This window comes from Streptomyces mesophilus, from assembly GCF_011044995.1.
Classification (GTDB): domain Bacteria; phylum Actinomycetota; class Actinomycetes; order Streptomycetales; family Streptomycetaceae; genus Streptomyces; species Streptomyces mesophilus.
In genome coordinates this window covers 1-16,108 of sequence record NZ_JAAKZW010000025.1, presented here as the reverse complement: position 1 = coordinate 16,108, position 16,108 = coordinate 1, and the positions used below count along the sequence as shown (strand labels likewise).

Annotated in this window: 17 protein-coding genes, 2 tRNA genes and 1 pseudogene; 15 read left to right on the top strand and 5 right to left on the bottom strand. The window is 71.0% G+C overall.

Going from position 1 to position 16,108, the window contains the following annotated elements; all coding sequences use genetic code 11:
- Positions 1 to 72 precede the first annotated feature (72 nt).
- The 4 genes from G6045_RS10000 (at position 73) to G6045_RS09985 (ending at position 3,676) form a co-directional block, all read left to right on the top strand.
- Positions 73 to 486 (top strand): hypothetical protein, encoded by a 414-nt coding sequence (locus tag G6045_RS10000; protein ID WP_307814003.1) that lies wholly within the window; start codon positions 73 to 75, stop codon positions 484 to 486.
- Between the two features lie 61 nt (positions 487 to 547).
- Positions 548 to 1,840 carry a glutamate-5-semialdehyde dehydrogenase gene (locus G6045_RS09995; protein WP_165331505.1) on the top strand — a complete coding sequence of 431 codons (1,293 nt, stop codon included), beginning with the start codon at positions 548 to 550 and terminating at the stop codon, positions 1,838 to 1,840.
- Positions 1,841 to 1,916: 76 nt separating this feature from the next.
- A complete protein-coding gene (locus tag G6045_RS09990) occupies positions 1,917 to 2,498 on the top strand; it encodes an SCO2584 family spore wall biosynthesis protein (protein ID WP_456243470.1) in 582 nt (193 codons plus the stop codon).
- A 92-nt stretch (positions 2,499 to 2,590) separates the two neighbouring features.
- The gene (locus G6045_RS09985) at positions 2,591 to 3,676 is read left to right on the top strand and encodes an SCO2583 family membrane protein (protein ID WP_165331503.1); all 1,086 of its coding nucleotides are present in this window, start codon (positions 2,591 to 2,593) and stop codon (positions 3,674 to 3,676) included.
- 4 nt (positions 3,677 to 3,680) lie between these two features.
- Here the strand turns inward: G6045_RS09985 and G6045_RS09980 are convergent, their stop codons facing one another.
- Positions 3,681 to 4,853, bottom strand: a complete 1,173-nt coding sequence (locus G6045_RS09980; protein WP_165331502.1) for a M48 family metallopeptidase — start codon at positions 4,851 to 4,853, stop codon at positions 3,681 to 3,683.
- Between the two features lie 171 nt (positions 4,854 to 5,024).
- Here G6045_RS09980 and G6045_RS09975 point away from each other — a divergent pair, with 171 nt between their 5' ends.
- From G6045_RS09975 to G6045_RS09945, 7 genes are all read left to right on the top strand, one after another.
- The gene (locus G6045_RS09975; RefSeq protein ID WP_165331501.1) at positions 5,025 to 5,177 is read left to right on the top strand and encodes a hypothetical protein; all 153 of its coding nucleotides are present in this window, start codon (positions 5,025 to 5,027) and stop codon (positions 5,175 to 5,177) included.
- Positions 5,178 to 5,321: 144 nt separating this feature from the next.
- Positions 5,322 to 5,486 (top strand): hypothetical protein, encoded by a 165-nt coding sequence (locus tag G6045_RS09970; protein WP_165331500.1) that lies wholly within the window; start codon positions 5,322 to 5,324, stop codon positions 5,484 to 5,486.
- An 80-nt stretch (positions 5,487 to 5,566) separates the two neighbouring features.
- Positions 5,567 to 6,208 (top strand): nicotinate-nucleotide adenylyltransferase, encoded by a 642-nt coding sequence (gene nadD / locus G6045_RS09965; RefSeq protein WP_165331499.1) that lies wholly within the window; start codon positions 5,567 to 5,569, stop codon positions 6,206 to 6,208.
- A 17-nt stretch (positions 6,209 to 6,225) separates the two neighbouring features.
- A complete protein-coding gene (locus G6045_RS09960; protein WP_165331498.1) occupies positions 6,226 to 8,034 on the top strand; it encodes an LCP family protein in 1,809 nt (602 codons plus the stop codon).
- 164 nt (positions 8,035 to 8,198) lie between these two features.
- Complete coding sequence (rsfS, locus tag G6045_RS09955) at positions 8,199 to 8,627, top strand: ribosome silencing factor (protein ID WP_165331497.1); 429 nt, start codon at positions 8,199 to 8,201, stop codon at positions 8,625 to 8,627.
- The gene (locus G6045_RS09950) at positions 8,624 to 9,292 is read left to right on the top strand and encodes a histidine phosphatase family protein (RefSeq protein WP_165331496.1); all 669 of its coding nucleotides are present in this window, start codon (positions 8,624 to 8,626) and stop codon (positions 9,290 to 9,292) included. The genes rsfS and G6045_RS09950 overlap by 4 nt, the downstream gene beginning before the upstream one ends.
- A gap of 97 nt (positions 9,293 to 9,389) precedes the next feature.
- Positions 9,390 to 9,462: transfer RNA gene (locus tag G6045_RS09945), tRNA-Ala, on the top strand.
- 93 nt (positions 9,463 to 9,555) lie between these two features.
- Here G6045_RS09945 and G6045_RS09940 read toward each other — a convergent pair.
- Positions 9,556 to 10,437: a helix-turn-helix transcriptional regulator gene (locus G6045_RS09940; RefSeq protein ID WP_165331495.1), complete on the bottom strand. Its 882-nt coding sequence runs from the start codon at positions 10,435 to 10,437 to the stop codon at positions 9,556 to 9,558.
- 94 nt (positions 10,438 to 10,531) lie between these two features.
- On the opposite strand from G6045_RS09940, the gene G6045_RS09935 reads away from it, so the two are divergent.
- From G6045_RS09935 to G6045_RS09925, 3 genes are all read left to right on the top strand, one after another.
- Positions 10,532 to 11,962, top strand: coding sequence for an MFS transporter (locus tag G6045_RS09935; RefSeq protein WP_206343537.1), 1,431 nt, complete (start codon positions 10,532 to 10,534; stop codon positions 11,960 to 11,962).
- A 78-nt stretch (positions 11,963 to 12,040) separates the two neighbouring features.
- Positions 12,041 to 12,238 carry a hypothetical protein gene (locus G6045_RS09930; protein ID WP_165331494.1) on the top strand — a complete coding sequence of 66 codons (198 nt, stop codon included), beginning with the start codon at positions 12,041 to 12,043 and terminating at the stop codon, positions 12,236 to 12,238.
- Between the two features lie 3 nt (positions 12,239 to 12,241).
- Positions 12,242 to 12,475, top strand: coding sequence for a hypothetical protein (locus G6045_RS09925; protein WP_016643127.1), 234 nt, complete (start codon positions 12,242 to 12,244; stop codon positions 12,473 to 12,475).
- On the opposite strand, the gene G6045_RS09920 is transcribed toward G6045_RS09925, so the two are convergent.
- Positions 12,454 to 13,773: a glycosyltransferase 87 family protein gene (locus tag G6045_RS09920; RefSeq protein WP_408056324.1), complete on the bottom strand. Its 1,320-nt coding sequence runs from the start codon at positions 13,771 to 13,773 to the stop codon at positions 12,454 to 12,456. The two genes, G6045_RS09925 and G6045_RS09920, sit on opposite strands and share 22 nt — an antisense overlap.
- Positions 13,774 to 13,963: 190 nt before the next feature.
- Here G6045_RS09920 and G6045_RS09915 point away from each other — a divergent pair.
- A tRNA-Ala gene (locus tag G6045_RS09915) sits at positions 13,964 to 14,036 on the top strand.
- Between the two features lie 77 nt (positions 14,037 to 14,113).
- Here G6045_RS09915 and G6045_RS09910 read toward each other — a convergent pair.
- On the bottom strand, positions 14,114 to 15,703 hold the full coding sequence (locus tag G6045_RS09910) for an NADH-quinone oxidoreductase subunit NuoF family protein (protein ID WP_165331492.1): 1,590 nt from the start codon (positions 15,701 to 15,703) through the stop codon (positions 14,114 to 14,116).
- Positions 15,700 to 16,108 (bottom strand): annotated as a pseudogene (locus G6045_RS09905) (hypothetical protein); the annotation flags it as partial. The gene G6045_RS09910 and the pseudogene G6045_RS09905, both read right to left, overlap by 4 nt.

Genomic DNA, 16,108 nt, shown 5'->3' with positions numbered 1-16,108 from the left:
GCGGCATGCGATTGCCTGGTCAACTTTGTTGCGAGCGGTTCGCACCACAGACACTTGACAGGAGGCCGTCCGGTGAGACGAGTGGCACTGACCAGTGTCGTGGCCGGAGAGAGCTTGGGGGAGCAGCACCAGCAGCCCGAGGACCAGCCTCGTCTCTGGCATGTCACGCTGAGCGTCTCCGGGCCCGACGCCCCGCTCGCGGACATCCGGCGTGCCCTTGAACAGCTCGCCCACGACCATCCTTTTCTGCTGACCAGCCGCTATGCCGCGGACCACGCCGAGATCCGCTACTGGGAAGAGGCCCGCGACCTGCACGATGCCGCGGCCGTCGCCCTGCGCCTGTGGGGCGAGCACCGCCAGAGCGCGCAGCTGCCGCCCTGGGAGATCGTGGGCCTCGAGGTCATCGACCGGGACACGTACCACCAGCGCGTCGCGGAGGGCTACGGTCCGCCGCCGGCCACCCCGGTCGGTGTGCACCCGTTTTGAGCCGTCTCGGGGACTGGAATACGGCACGGACAGGCCGCCGGCTCGCATTACCCTGCGAGACATGACCTCGCCGCTTTCCGCCCCGTATGACAACCTCTCGCCGGTCGTCCAGGCCGCCTACCGCGCCCGTGCCGCGGCCGCCGAGATCGCGCCGCTGCCGCGGGCCGTCAAGGACGATGCGCTGCTCGCCGTCGCGGACGCCCTCGAAGTCCGGACGAAGGACGTCGTCGAGGCCAATGCCGAGGACATCGCCAAGGCCCGCGCGGCCGGCACCAGCGAGTCGATCATCGACCGGCTCACGCTGACCCCCGAGCGGGTCCGCGCCATCGCCTCCGACGTCCGCGACGTCGTGGCCCTGCCCGACCCGGTCGGCGAGGTCGTGCGCGGCTCCACGCTGCCCAACGGGATCGACCTGCGCCAGGTCCGCGTCCCGCTCGGCGTCGTCGGCATCATCTACGAGGCCCGGCCGAATGTGACCGTCGACGCCGCCGCCCTGTGCCTCAAGTCCGGCAACGCGGTGCTGCTGCGCGGCTCGTCCTCCGCGTACGCCTCCAACACCGCGCTCGTCCGGGTGCTGCGCGACGCCGTCGGCGGAGCGGGCCTGCCGGCCGACGCCATCCAGCTCGTGCCCGGTGAATCCCGCGATTCCGTAAGGGAGTTGATGCGCGCCCGCGGTCTGGTCGACGTGCTCATCCCGCGCGGCGGCGCCTCGCTGATCAGGACCGTCGTCGAGGAGTCCACCGTCCCGGTGATCGAGACCGGCACCGGCAACTGCCATGTGTACGTGGACGCCCAGGCCGACCTCGACATGGCCGTCGAGATCCTGATCAACTCCAAGGCCCAGCGCCCCAGTGTCTGCAACGCCGCCGAGACCCTCCTCGTCCACCAGGACATCGCGGAGGCCTTCGTCCCGCGCGCCCTGGACGCGCTCGCCGAGGCCGGCGTGACCGTGCACGCCGATGAGCGGATCCTCGCCCACGCCGACGGGTCCAAGGCGACTGTGGTGCCCGCGACGGCCGAGGACTGGGAGACCGAGTACCTCTCGTACGACATCGCGGCCGCGGTCGTCGACTCGCTCGACAAGGCCGTCGAGCACATCCGGCTGTGGACCTCCGGGCACACCGAGGCCATCGTCACCACCTCGCAGCAGGCCGCCCGCCGCTTCACGCAGCTCGTGGACTCCACGACGGTCGCGGTGAACGCCTCGACGCGGTTCACCGACGGCGGCCAGTTCGGCTTCGGCGCCGAAATCGGCATCTCCACGCAGAAGTTGCACGCCCGGGGCCCGATGGGGCTGCCGGAGCTGACGTCGACGAAGTACATCGTGACGGGCGACGGGCACATCCGGGGCTGACCCGGCTCACGGTGGGGAACTGGTTGAATTTCCTTACCGTCTGCCCAAATTGACCCCCCAGGTCTACTCTGGATCCGTGCCGGAGGACGTGGGGGGCATGCCGTTTCCGGACGGCTGGGAGCCCGACGACGACCACGACCACGGGGGTGCGGACGAAGAGTTCGCCTCCGTGGTCTTCGACGAGGATTTCGTACGGGGCGCGCAGTTCCATGAGCCGACGGCGGTGGAGCGGCTGCTCGCCGCCGCCCAGGCGCGCGCCGAGGCCGAGGCGCACCGGGCGCGGGCCAGAGGTGCGGGGGCAGAGGACGACGGGGACGAGTTCTACGACGGGTACGAGACGCGTGCCCGCCGCGGCCGCTACGGCGACGAGACCTCGTACCGCCATGACGAGCCCCAACTGGCCGGATACGAGCCGGACTTGGTGGAGGACGGCCTCGCCCGCAAGGGGCAGTCGCGCTGGCACCGTCCGGTGGCCTGGCTGCTCGCGCTCCTGATGGGGATCGGCATGGTGGCGCTGGCGTTCAGCGCGGTCTACCGGGGCGCTTCCTCGCCCGGCCGCCAGGACCGCACCCCGCCGCCGGCGACGACCGGCGTGGAGCCCTCGGCGTCCGCGGACTACGAGGCTCCGGCGGTGTCGGCCAATCCGGTTACGCCGTGAGGCGGCGTCCGGGCGCCAACACCGGGGCCCTTGCGAAAAGTTGACGCGTACCAGGGCGTTTACCTGAGCCCCGGGAAACCTACTCTGAAAGTATGGCCGGGCCTGGAGACCCACCTGAGGGCACACCCGAGGGCGTTCCCGGTGGGAGCGAGGAAGAGTTCCGTTCCGTAGTCTTCGACGAGTCGTTCATTCGCGCTGCGCGCCTTGAGGAGTACTCCGCGCAGGAGCGGATCACCGACCACGCACCCGCGGTGCGCAAGCGGGTGGCCGCGCATGCCGCGGCGCACCGGCGTCTTTCCGTCCAGGCGCTGGTGATGGTCGTCCTGATCGCGATGGCGTTCGCCGTGGCGATCTACATGGGCGTACGCCAGCCCTACTCCGAGCCCGCGTCGCGGCCCGCCGATCCGCTGCGGATGACCGTGATCCCGCTGGTGCCGCAGGGGCCCGTGCCCGGGGCGAAGACGGCCGAGGAGCTCTTCGAGCACAGCCCGGCCGCCGAGTTCGGGGCGGGCGCCGCGGGCATGCCGTTCCCCGCCGTGTACCGCACCGCGCACTTCTCCGCCGACCAGGTCAGGTCGGCGCTCGACGTGGCGCGGAACTATCTCGTGGCCTCCTCGCTCGACCCGGCGGTCCTCACGGGCGAGGAGATACGGCCCGTGCGCCGGCTCATCGATCCGGACCAGCTCCACCAGTTCGACACCGGTTTCGACCGCCCCGCGGCCGACGGCCGGCACGCGCCCAGCGGCTGGCTGGTGCGCTTCGATCCGGCCAAGGCCACGCTGGCGGCCGACGAGGTGCGGGTGCACGGGACGCTCAAGGCCACCGAGACCGGCTCGGACACCCTCGAGGTGACCTCGAACCACACCTTCGTCTACGCCCTGCGTCCGGTCGCCGGGGACGATCCCCGCGCCTCCCTGTTCACCGTCCGGCGCGAGCTGCACTTCCGCTTCGACAAGGACAACCTGCGCGTCGGACAAGCGGAGTTGACCGTCTCGTACCTCCAGGCCGGTCCGCTCTCCTGCGGAGCCGACTCGGCGGACCGGCTGCGGCCGCTGCTCGCCGGACAGAGCGCCAAGTCCGGCGGCCCGGCGGGCACCGACCCGTATGCGACCAGCGGGCCGACGGCGCTGTGCGGAGCGCTCGCCGCGTCCGCACAGCCCTCACCGCCGCGTACCTGAGGGGCTACTTGCCGGCGCCGGTACCGCCGTCGCCGTCCTGCGCGGGGCGCTCAGGGCCGTCCGCGGGACCTGAGTTCGCGCCGTCCGCGGGACCCGAGTCCGGGCCGTCCGCGGGACGCGAGTTCCCGAAACCGCCGAAGCCCCTGCGCACCCTGCCGCCCAGATCGCCCGCGCCACCCGCGATGTCCGCGACCAGCTTCATCAGCGGGTCCTTGGAGTTGCGCACATCGCTCGCATACGTGGAGGCCGACTGACGGAAGGAGTCGGAGACCGAGGTGTCCTTGTCCTCGTCGCGCCGCGGGTAGTGGCCGTCCATGATCCGCTGGTAGTCGCGGGACTCGGCCCACTTCTTCAGCTCGGCGGCGCGCACGGTGGTGAAGGGGTGGGTGCGCGGCAGCACGTTCATGATCTTCAGTACGGAGTCGCGCAGATCGCCGCCCGCCTCGTACTCCTCGGCCTGCTCCAGGAACGCGTCCACGTTCATCTCGTGCAGATGGTTGCCGCCCGCGATCTTCATCAGACCGCGCATCGAGGCCTTGAGGTCCTGGCCGACGAGCAGGCCCGCGCGGTCCGCGGACAGCTCCGACTTGCGGAACCACTCGCGCAGCGCGGTCACGATCGCCATGATCGCGACATTGCCCAGCGGGATCCAGGCGACCTTGAGCGCGAGATTGGTCAGGAACAGCAGGATCGTGCGGTAGACCGCGTGGCCGGAGAGCGCATGGCCCACCTCGTGCCCGACGACCGCCCGCATCTCCTCCTCGTCGAGGAGCTCCACCAGACCGGTCGTGACCACGATGATCGGCTCGTCGAGACCGATGCACATCGCGTTCGGCACCGGGTTCTGCGTCACGTACATCGGCGGGACCTTCTCCAGGTCCAGGATGTAACAGGCGTCGCGCAGCATGACGTTGAGATGGGCGAACTGGGCGTCGCTCACCCGCACCGAGTCCGACAGGAACAGCAGCCTGAGGCTGCGCTCGGGCAGCAGCGCGCTGAGCGCCTTGAAGACGGTGTCGAACCCGCTCAGTTTGCGCAGGGCCACCAGGGCCGAGCGGTCCGCCGGGTGTTCGTAGGTCCGGGAGGAGATCCCGGGGAAGCGCCGGCGGTTGCGCCCCGGCAGATTCTCGTGGTTCTCGTTGCCGTCGTGGTTTCCGTTGTCCGTGCTCTCAGGCATCCGGCCCCCATAAGTTCCGCGCGCGACGCGCACGTTGCGAGTTCTCTCGCCCCCCTTAGGAACGTCAAGCCTACGGTCAGGGTTCCATCGCGCACCCGACCCGGACGAGGCGCCGTCAGGACCGGGGGATAGCTTGGGTGGCGTATCACCCGTTAAGGAGCAATGCACGCAATGGACCCCGTGAACTCGCTGCTCGCCGCCGCACACGCCGCCGAACAGGGCCCCGGCAACACCATGCGGATCGTGCTCGCGGTCTCGCTCGTCGGTGCGGTCCTCGTCGCCTGGTTCCTGCTGCGCGGCTACGGACGCGACGACCGCGACTGAGCCCGTGCCCGGGCGGCGCCCCGCACCCGTATGACCCCGTACCGACCCCGTACGCCTGAGTCGGCGTGAGCGCGGCCGAGGCACCCCCGTACGATGTGCGCGAAGTCTCAACCCCCGTTCCCACCCGGATTGGTCCTGTCGAGAATGAGCCTTACCGCCACCGCAGCCCAGCTGGCCACCCTCGCCGCCGAGGGCGGCGAGCACGGCGGCGGGCACACGAGCCTCAGCCCCTACATCACGGGCGGTGGCGCGCTGCTCGCGCTGCTGCTGCTGCTCTGGATCACCACGCGCTTCAACCGCGACCGCTGAGCTTCACCGGGGCCTGACCGCGGCGTCGGGCCCTGGAGTGGGGACAGGTCCGCTCGCACGGGCCGGTAGGGTCTGCTCGCATGGGAGAGCAGGACAGTCCTACCGGCCCCGCCCGTCGTGGTGCACACGGCGGCGGCAAGCGCCGTCTCGGCGTCATGGGCGGCACCTTCGACCCGATCCACCACGGGCACTTGGTGGCCGCCAGCGAGGTGGCCGCACGGTTCCAGCTGGACGAGGTCGTGTTCGTACCGACCGGGGAGCCGTGGCAGAAGAGCCACAAGCACGTCTCGCCGGCCGAGGACCGCTATCTGATGACGGTCATCGCCACGGCCGAGAACCCGCAGTTCTCCGTGAGCCGCATCGACATCGACCGCGGTGGTCCCACGTACACCAAGGACACACTGCGTGATCTGCGGGAGCTCAATCCCGGGACGGATCTCTTCTTCATCACCGGCGCCGACGCGCTGAGCCAGATCCTCACCTGGCAGGACGCCGAGGAGACCTTCTCCCTGGCCCACTTCATCGGGGTCACCCGTCCAGGGCATACCCTGGCGGACCCCGGCCTTCCGGATGGCTCCGTCTCCTTCGTGGAAGTCCCCGCACTGGCCATCTCCTCGACGGATTGCCGTGATCGGGTCGCCAAGGGGGATCCCGTCTGGTACCTGGTGCCGGACGGCGTGGTGCGATACATCGACAAGCGCGAGCTCTACCGCGGCGAATGAGCTAAGAGGGGCACCCGGTGAACGACCGACAGTACGACCCTTATGCGGGCCAGCAGCACGCCGGTCAGCAGCACGCGGGTCAGCAGTACGAGATCGTCGGCTACGACGAGTACGGCCAGCCGGTCTATCAGCCCGTCGCGCCCCCGAACCCTCCGCAGAGCGGCTACGACCAGTACGGCGGTTCGGTCCCGCAGCAGCAGGGATACGGCTACGACACGTACGGCGGTCAGTACGGCTCGGACGGTTCGTACCCGGACGGCTCCTCGCAGGGTTCGTATCAGGACACCCCCTCGAACGGCTCGTATCCGGACAACTCCTCGTACGGTACGGAGACTTACGGATCCGGCGCCTCGTACGGAAACGGCCAGGGTGCCCCGTACGACCCCTATGGGCAGAGCGCCGGGACCGGTCAGCAGCAGCGGATCTCCTCGGACACCGGCCAGTTCGCGGCCGTCGGCGACACCGGACAGTTCGCCCCGGTCGGCGACACCGGGCAGTACACGCGTGTCGAGGAGCCGACCGCCTGGGTGCCGCAGCAGCACACGCCCGAAGAGCCGCAGCGGGCGCCTCAGCGCGAGTTCCACACGGAGCAGTTCTCCTTCATCGAGGAACCCGATGAGGAGTCCGAGGACGTCATCGACTGGCTGAAGTTCACCGAGTCGCGCACCGAGCGCCGTGAGGAGGCCAAGCGCCGCGGCCGCAACCGGATCACCGCGCTCGTGGTCGCACTCGCGTTGGTCCTCGTCGGCGGTGTCGGCTACCTCTGGTACGAGGGCAAGCTGCCGTTCCTGTCGAACGCGGCCGAGGACGATCAGGCCGCGACCGGACCGCAGAAGCGCGATGTCATCGTCGTGCATCTGCACGACGTCAACGGCAAGAGCACCTCGACCGCGCTGCTCGTCGACAACACCACCACCGAGCGGGGCGCCACGGTGCTGCTGCCCAACTCGCTCGCGGTGACGAACGAGGACGGCCAGGCCACCACGCTCGGCAAGTCCGTGGACGACGACGGCTCCAGCGGTACGCGGGAGGCCGTGGACGGACTGCTCGGCACCCGGATCGAGGGCAGCTGGCGCCTGGACACCCCGTTCCTGAGCAACCTGGTGGACAGCGTCGGCAACATCGACATCGACACCAACGCGACGGTGCCGGACCCCAAGGCCAAGAAGAAGGGCCAGGCCCCGCTGGTCACCAAGGGCGAGGACCAGACCCTCAGCGGTCAGATGGCCGTCGCGTACGCCACCTACCGGGCCCCCGGCGAGAGCGAGACGGCGCAGCTGACCCGCTTCGGCGCGGTGCTCCAGGGGGCCCTGCGCAAGCTGTCGACGGATCCGAAGGCGGCCACCACCACCGTCGAGATGCTGGGCCAGATCATCGAGCCGCCGCTCACGGAGAAGGACCTGGGTGCTTTCCTCGCCCGGCTCTCCGAGCGCGCCAAGGGCGGCGACTACGACAGCGCCGTGCTGCCCGTGCAGCAGGACGGCACGCTCGGCAAGCAGGCCACGGACAGCGTGGTGGAGAAGCTGCTCGGCGGCACGGTCAAGAGCCCCGACCCGGACGCCGCGGTCCGTATCAACCTCTCCGGTGACAAGAAGGCCCTCGAGAGCGCCCGGGTCGACCTGGTCAACGGCGGCTGGACGGTCCTCTCCGGCAACACCAGCCCGGGCTCGGCCTCGCAGATCACCTACGCCGACGACACCCGCAAGGCCGAGGCGGCCGAGGTGGCCAAGACGCTGGGGCTGCCGGCGGGGGCGGTCAAGAAGGGGAAGGTCGCGGGGAACGCGGATATCGGGGTCGTGCTGGGGGCGGACTACAAGGGCCAGTAGGGCCCGCCAGGGGCGCCGCCCACGGGCGGCGCCCGGCTCCGGCCTTGGGGCGCGGGTAATCACTTGGGGCCAGGTCCGCGGTCCGTGAGACCCTTGGGGAAGTAACACGCCCGGGTTCCGGGTTTCACAAGACACAGCCCTGACCTCCGACGGAAAGCCACGCAGTGACCGCGACAGACCGTTCCATCGAGCTCATCCAGGTGGCCGCCCAGGCGGCCGCCGACAAGCTCGCGCACGACATCATCGCCTACGACGTCAGCGACGTGCTGTCGATCACGGACGCCTTCCTGCTGGCCTCGGCTCCCAACGACCGCCAGGTCAAGTCGATCTGTGACGAGATCGAGGAGAAGCTCAGCAAGGAGCTCGGCGCGAAGCCGGTACGCCGCGAGGGCGACCGCGACGCGCGCTGGATCCTGCTCGACTACGTCGACATCGTCGTGCACGTCCAGCACAGCGAGGAGCGGGTCTACTACGCGCTCGAGCGCCTGTGGAAGGACTGCCCCGAGCTCGACCTGCCCGAGGACGCCAAGGCCACCCGCGGCAAGGGCGCCCAGCACGCGGACGCCGAAGAGGCGGCCGGGGAGCTGCGATGACCGTCCCCTCGGTCCTCAACAACCCGGGCGGTCGCAACCGGCGGATCATCCTGTGGCGGCACGGCCAGACGTCCTGGAACCTGGAGCGCCGCTTCCAGGGCACCACGGACATCGGGCTCACCGCCGAGGGTGTCGCCCAGGCCGCCCGGGCCGCCCGGCTGCTCGCCTCCCTCAAGCCGGACGCGATCGTCGCCTCCGACCTGAGCCGCGCCGCCACCACGGCGGGTGAGCTGGCGAAGCTGACCGGGCTCGAGGTGACGTACGAGGAGGCCCTGCGGGAGACCTTCGCGGGCGCCTGGCAGGGGCTGACCCACGACGAGATCCTGGCCACGTACGGCGAGGAGTACGCCGCGTGGAAGCGCGGCGAGTCCGTGCGCCGCGGCGGCGGCGAGCTGGAGACCGAGGTCGCCGACCGTGCCGCGCCCGTGGTGCTGCGCCATGCCGACAAGCTGCCCGACGGCGGGACGCTCGTGGTGGTCAGTCACGGTGGCACGATCCGCACCACGATCGGCCGGCTGCTCGGCCTCGACTCGTATCTCTGGGAAGGCCTCGGCGGCCTCTCCAACTGCTGCTGGTCCGTCCTCGGCGAGGGCGCCCGCGGCTGGCGTCTGCTCGAGCACAATGCGGGCACGCTGCCGGAGCCGGTGCTCGGCGACGACACCTGAGCCTTGCTGGTCAGAGGGCCTGGGAAGCGGATTTCACTTTCCGGCTGGTCACCAGCTAAAGTTCTTCTTGTTCGCCCGCCGAGCGGGAAGAACGCAAGGGGCTATAGCTCAGTTGGTAGAGCGCCTGCATGGCATGCAGGAGGTCAGGAGTTCAATTCTCCTTAGCTCCACATCACGCGAATCCCGTCCTCGTCAGAGGGCGGGATTTCTGCGTTACGGGACTTGTCGTTCCGGGACTTCTCGTTCCGGGATACGAAGGCGACCTACGCAGGCGGGCAGCACTGGGCGCGGACCGCGGCGAGCCGCTGCGTACTCACCTCGTCCGCCGGTGAGTACGCCACGATGCGGCAGTCCGGCATGCCGTTGATGGAGAGCGAGACGGACGTCATACGTATCTCGCCCACCGCCCGGTGCCGGAAGGTCTTCACCCGCGGGCCCGGCGGGACCACGTCGCCGCTCGCCCACAGCCGCGTGAAGAACGGGCTGGCCGCCGACAGGTCGCCGATGAACGCCTCCCATACCGGCTCGCCCACATGCCGCCCGTACGCACTGCGCAACTGGGCCACCATCAGCGGCAGTTCGGTCTCGCGGAACACCACGGGACAGTCCTCGTCGCCGACCGTGAACAGCGCCCACAGCACATTGGGGCGCCCGGTCGCGTTCATCGCCGGGACGAAGAAGAGATCGCGGTACGCGGAGTTCGTCGCGAGCATGTCGTAGCGCGCGTTGTAGACCACCGCCGGCCGGGGGTCGAGGGCGTCGATGATGTCCTGGATCTCGGCGTCCACCTCGGGAAGGCCGGCCGCCAGGTCCTCGGCGTCGGGCGCGAGCGGCACCTCGGCCAGGTGGTACAGGTGCTCGCGCTCCGAGCGGTCCAGGCGCAGGGTGCGGGCGACCGCGTCGAGGACCTGGCCCGACGCGTTGATCGGGCGGCCCTGCTCCAGCCACGTGTACCAGGTCACACCGACTCCGGAGAGCTGCGCGACCTCCTCGCGGCGCAGCCCGGGCGTGCGGCGGCGCAGGCCTCCGGGCATGCCGACGTCGGCCGGTGTCACCCGCGCACGGCGGCTGCGCAGAAAGGCCGCCAGCTCCGGGCGTCTGCGGCCCGTCCTGTGTTCCGTCGCCAAAGTCGTCACGTCCCCCATGGTCGAGCCACTCCGCCGGGCCTGCCAGGTGCTGTCAGTACCCGTATCGGCGGGCTCTCGTTACCCGTACCGCCGCGCCGTCACGCTCGGTGGCATGACGACGACAACCGCACATCCCAGTAAACCGCCAGGGACCGACAACCACCCTGCCGTCCGTCCCGGACGGCTGCTCGCGGTGGTGCTCGCGGCCCAGTTCATGGCCCTGCTCGATGTCTTCATCGTCAATGTCGCCGCCCCCACGGTCCGTACCGAGCTCGGCGCGAGCGGCGCCGGGCTGCAGCTCGTGGTGGCCGGCTACACGATCGCGTACGCGGTACTCCTGATCACCGGGGCGCGGCTCGGTCACCGGTTCGGGCACCGGCGGATGTATCTGGCAGGGCTCGCCCTGTTCACGGTCGCCTCGCTGGCCTGCGGCCTGGCCCAGAGCACCGGCCAGCTCATCGGCTTCCGGCTCGCACAGGGCGCGGGCGCGGCCGTGATGATCCCGCAGGTGCTCAGCCTGATCCAGCGCACCTTCGCCGGTGAAGCGCGGGCGCGTGCCCTCGGTGTGTACGCGGCGGTCCTGGCGGGCGGTGCGGCGGCCGGGCAGGTGCTCGGCGGTGTGCTGGTCAGCGCGGACCTGTTCGGCGCGACGTGGCGGCCGGTGTTCCTCGTCAACGTGCCGGTGGGAATCGCCCTGTTGGTGCTCGGCCCGCGCGTCCTGCCCGCCGACGGACCCTCGTCCCGTACGCGCGGTTTCGATCTGCCCGGGCTGCTGCTGCTCGCCGGCGCCGTATCGCTGTTCACCGTCCCCCTGGTGCTCGGGCAGGAGCAGGACTGGCCGCTGTGGGCCTGGCTCTCGCTCGCCGCGAGCGCCGTGCTGCTCGCCCTCTTCGCCTCGTACGAGAAGAGGCTGGCCCGCCGCGGCGGCGCCCCGCTGATCGCGCCGCAGGTGCTGAGGGTGCCCGGGATGGGGCTCGCGGTGGTGCGGATCGCCCTGGTGATGGCGGGGAACGCCGGCCTGATGTTCGTGCTCGCGCTGCATCTGCAGGGCGGGCTCGGGCAGAGCGCGCTGCGCACGGGGCTCACCTTCGCGCCCGGTGCGGTGCTCTTCGGGGTGATCGGTCTCACCTGGCGCAAGTGGCCCGCTGCGCTCCAACGGGCGCTGGTTCCGGGCGGGTTCGCGCTGACCGCGGCCGGGACGCTCGCGCTCGGGCTCGCGCTGCGCGACGGGGGCAGCGGCGGAGTCGGGCTCTGGGCGGCGTTCGCCGCCGGCGGCGCCGGGATGTCGCTCGCGTACAGTCCGACCTTCACGCGCGCCCTGGCGACCGTACGGCCCGAGGACGCCGCGGACGCCAGCGGACTGCTCACCACGGTGCTGCAGCTCGGCCAGCTGTCCGGGGTGGCGGTGTTCGGCACCGTTTTCCTGAGCCGGCCCCTCGGCGGCGCCCAGGAATCCGCGGACGCCCTCCTCATCACCGCATACGCGCTGGCCGGGGCCGCCTTGATCGGCGCCGTGTCCGGACTGGTACGCGCGCGTCGCTGACCCATCCGGACGACCGTGGCACAATCGAGCGGGCCGGGATCGGGGGACGACGGCGGTCCCACGGGAGGGAGAAGCACGATGCCTGGGAGCAGCCTCGAGGAGGACGGCGACCTCCTCGACGTGGCCGAGACCCAGGGCTGCGAGCAGCTCCCCACCACCCCTGTACCGATCTCCCTCATCTGTCCGTCCTGCGGTTCCACCCATGTCGCCCAGGTGCTCGGCGACAACGGCGGGATCTCCTACGTGTGCACGGCCTGCGGCCACAGCTGGAGCTGATCGATGGGGGCACACAGGAGGAAGTGCGACTGGTGCGGCAGCGGTACGCCGATCGTCCGCGACATGGAACCGGTCAACCCCGACTACCAATACTGGTGCGAGGAGTGCGCGCGGGCGCTGATCATAAAGGGCGACCCCATCGAGACCTACCGTGAACTCGAGGGGGAGCCGATCTACGGACGGCTGCTCGACGAGCACTGCACCCTGAAGCGCTTCTACTCGTTCGCGACGGCCTGAGGCTCGCTGCTCCGAGGGCCGCTGCTCTGAGGTCCGGTGCTCTGAGGTCCGGTGCTCTGAGCGGGGACCTTCGGGGCGTTCTTCGCGGCGCCCCGTACCCGTAGAGCCGCCAGCGCGAGGAACCCCAGACCGGCCAGCGCATAGCCGGCCGAGAGCAGGAATTCCCCCGCGTTCTGGTCGAGTTCGGGCCGCACCGTGGCGCTGGTGCCGGCGTGCGGGACCCACCACAGCGAGTACGAGTAGAAGATCAGGGCCGTTGCCGCGGTCGCAGTCTTGAGTGCGCGTCCGCGGGCCTCGGTGGCCAGCAGCATCAGGACGGGCACGATCCACACCCAGTGATGCGACCAGGACACCGGACTGATCAGCAGAGCGGTCACGGCGCAGGCGGTGACCGCCCATGCCGTACGGCCTTCGACCAGCGAACTCACCGCCACCGCAAGGCCGAAGAGCGCCACCACGCCCGCCACGAGCACCCACCACAGGCCCGGGTCGGTGGTGCCCAGGAGACGGGCGAGCACGCCGCGCAGCGACTGGTTCGCGGTGTCCTCGGCCTGGCCCGGGCGGCTCGCGGAGAAGACCATCTCCGTCCAGAAGCGCTTCGAGTCGTACGGCAGCACGACCGCGGACGCCACGGTGACCGCTAGGAACGTGCAGGTGGCGGTGGCTGCCCGGCGCAGGTGCGGGTTCCACCACGGCTGCGCGGCCCGCACCCGGCGTACCGCCACGACGATGCCCGCGAGCGCCAGCAGCACGGCGAACAGCGCGGGCGTCAGCTTGATCGCGGCGGCGAGACCGATCCCGATGCCCGCCCAGCGGTTCTCCTTGCGGCGGGTGAGGTCCCACAGCACGAACACCGCGAGCAGCAGGTTGATCTGCCCGTAGCGCAGCGTGGTCCACACGGGTTCGCACCACACGAGGCCGGCGGCGATGAGCAGGGCCGGTGCGAGGCGCTTGGCGCGGTCCTCGATACCGATGAGCCGCAGCGCCAGATAGACGAGGGCCAGGACGAGCAGCAGGTTGAAGCCGGTCGCGAAGGTCCGCATCTCCGGTACGCCGAGCAGGGTGAGCGGCGTGAAGAGCAGGGCGGCGAAGGGCGGGTACGTGGTGGGGAGGTTGGAGACCGTGGCCTGCATCGCGTACAGGTCGCCGCCGTTGCGGACCGTCCAGCCCTCGGCGCGGTAGACCATCACGTCGAGGAGGGTCACGCCGGCCAGGCGCTGGGTGATCCAGAACGCCGTGAACGAGACCAGGCACACGAGCGCTGCGAGCAGCAGAGGGCGTCTTGCGTCCTTGTGCAGATCGTCATCGGCTCGCGCGGCGGTTCGTCCCAGGATGGTCACGCCGACCGACGTTACCGGCTGCGGAACCCTTCTCCCGGCGGACGATCATGGCCGCGACAAACGATTTGGTGGAGCACCGGGGTGACCGTGTACTGTTGTCGACGTCGCCACGGGAAACCGCAAGGAAAGCCGGGCGAACACCAAGCAAGGGGCTATAGCTCAGTTGGTAGAGCGCCTGCATGGCATGCAGGAGGTCAGGAGTTCAATTCTCCTTAGCTCCACACGAAGAAGGCGGGCCACCCGGATCGGGTGGCCCGCTTTCGTATGCCCGCGACTCCCAGCGGAGGGGCCGGCGCCCTCAACTCCAGCCGCTCCCCAGCGCCTTGCGTCCCGGTGCGCTCGGCAGGGCCGCGCGGCGGGGCGGGGCGGGGAGCTGGTCCCCTGTGCGTTCCAGGCGCAGGGCGAGGGCCGGGCAGCGGCGTACCGCGCGCTGGGCGCGGCCGCGCAGGGCCAGCGGGACGCCCGCGTCGGAGACCGTGGGGAAGCCGTCCGGGCCGAGGGTGATCAGTTCCGGTACGACATCGGCGCACAGGCCGTGGCCCTGGCACAGGGTCCAGTCGACGACCAGACGTTCACCGCTCGGTGCGCCCGGATCGGTCAGCCCCGGCACGGGCAGCGGCAGCACCCCGCGGGTCTCGCGGCCGCAGCCGCCGCTCAGGACGTGCATCGCGAGGTCGTCCTTGAACGCCGTGAGCGTCGAGGCGATGAAACGGGCCGAACCGTCGGGGTGCTTGCAGGCGCCACGTCCCTTCACGGCGCGGGTGATCTCGCGCAGCGCCTCCAGGGCCGTGGGGCCGCCGCCGTTCAGGACGTCCGCGAGACCGCCGGCCGCCGCCGGCAGGCCGAGACGGCAGGGACCGCACTGGCCCGCGCTCTCGTCGGCCAGCCACTGGGCGACGCGCAGTCCCTCGCCGAGCGCGCAGGTCTCCTGCCCGATCGGCAGGATCGCGCCCGCGCCGAGCGCTCCGCCGAGCGCCTCGAGGGACGCCCGCGACACCACCGCGTCGTGCGAGGCGATCGCGTTCAGCCAGCTGCCGTGATAGCCGCCGGTCAGCACGCCCTGGGGGAGCGGGGGAGCGCCGGCGAGCTGCAGGACGTAACGGAGCGGGACACCCGTCGGCACCTCGATCACCATCGGGCGCGCGACCGCTCCGGAGACGGTCAGGAGCACGGTGCCGGGCTCGTCGTACAGGCCCGTGCCCCGGTAGCGCGACGGGCCGATACGGGCGGCGATCGCGAGCTGCGCGAAGGTCTCGGCGTTGGACAGCAGGGTCGGCGCACCGCCGACACCCGACTCGGCGGCGCGCACCCGGCGGCCCGGCGGCAGCGCGGGTCCGCCGTCGATGGAGCGGATCAGGGCCGAGGCCTCGCCGGTGACCATGCGCTCGGGGTTGCGCTGGACGCGGGCGCGCAGAGCGGCGCTGCGGCGGTTGGACAGGCCGCGCTCGGCGAGCGCGGCGGTCATCGACGACTCGGTCGAGTCACGGGTCACGCCGACGACCAGGGTGCGGGCGCCGAGCGCCTCGGCCGCGAGCAGGGCGCCGTCGAGGATCAGATGCGGGGCGCGGTTGATCAGGACGGTGTCCTTGCGGCAGGCGGGCTCGTCCTCGCTGCCGTTGACGACCACCACCGGCCGTACACCCCGCTTGATCGCCGCGTCGGCGACGGCCCGCAGCTTTCTGGCGAAGGGGAAGCCCGCGCCGCCGCGGCCGCGCAGACAGACGTCGTCGGCGAGCTGGGCGAGGCGCTCGCCGCCGATGGGTTCCAGGGGCCCGTGCACCTTGAGGTGCATCGCCAGGTCGAGCCGTTCCACGAGGTCGAACCCCGAGGTGAGCTGGGGCAGTCCGACGACGCGGACCTCGGGGACGTCGGGCAGCGGTGCGTTCAACGACGGCCTCCCGCGGTACCGGGCGCGGACCAGGGCTCACCCGCGGCCGGGGCCTCGAAGGGGTTCGGGATCGGTTCGGTCGGTGCCTCGTACAAGGGCGTCTGGCCGGTGTCGTACGGGGAGATGGGGCCCGAGCCGTACGTGGGGGTCGAGCCCGTGTCGTAGGGGTCGCTGGTCACGTAGTACGGGGGGTCGCTGCTCTGGGCGGGCATGACCGGTGCGGCGGGGACGAAGGGCGCGGCGGGGTCCGTGCCGGGCTCGGCGAGACCCGGGTCGTACGTCGGGACCGGGCCGGTGTCGTACGTGGGGGGCGCGGCCGTGTCGTACGTGGAGCTCGCGGCCGTGTCGTACGGCGTCGAGCCACCGGGGTACGCGGGTGGTGCGGGGCGCGCGGGCTGGCTCTGA

Coding starts and splice junctions, on each gene's coding strand:
- G6045_RS09995 (WP_165331505.1), top strand. CDS start 548: ATGACCTCGCCGCTTTCCGCCCCGTATGACAACCTCTCGCCGGTCGTC.
- G6045_RS09985 (WP_165331503.1), top strand. CDS start 2,591: ATGGCCGGGCCTGGAGACCCACCTGAGGGCACACCCGAGGGCGTTCCC.
- G6045_RS09980 (WP_165331502.1), bottom strand. CDS start 4,853: ATGCCTGAGAGCACGGACAACGGAAACCACGACGGCAACGAGAACCAC.
- G6045_RS09975 (WP_165331501.1), top strand. CDS start 5,025: ATGGACCCCGTGAACTCGCTGCTCGCCGCCGCACACGCCGCCGAACAG.
- G6045_RS09970 (WP_165331500.1), top strand. CDS start 5,322: ATGAGCCTTACCGCCACCGCAGCCCAGCTGGCCACCCTCGCCGCCGAG.
- nadD (WP_165331499.1), top strand. CDS start 5,567: ATGGGAGAGCAGGACAGTCCTACCGGCCCCGCCCGTCGTGGTGCACAC.
- G6045_RS09950 (WP_165331496.1), top strand. CDS start 8,624: ATGACCGTCCCCTCGGTCCTCAACAACCCGGGCGGTCGCAACCGGCGG.
- G6045_RS09940 (WP_165331495.1), bottom strand. CDS start 10,437: ATGGGGGACGTGACGACTTTGGCGACGGAACACAGGACGGGCCGCAGA.
- G6045_RS09935 (WP_206343537.1), top strand. CDS start 10,532: ATGACGACGACAACCGCACATCCCAGTAAACCGCCAGGGACCGACAAC.
- G6045_RS09930 (WP_165331494.1), top strand. CDS start 12,041: ATGCCTGGGAGCAGCCTCGAGGAGGACGGCGACCTCCTCGACGTGGCC.
- G6045_RS09925 (WP_016643127.1), top strand. CDS start 12,242: ATGGGGGCACACAGGAGGAAGTGCGACTGGTGCGGCAGCGGTACGCCG.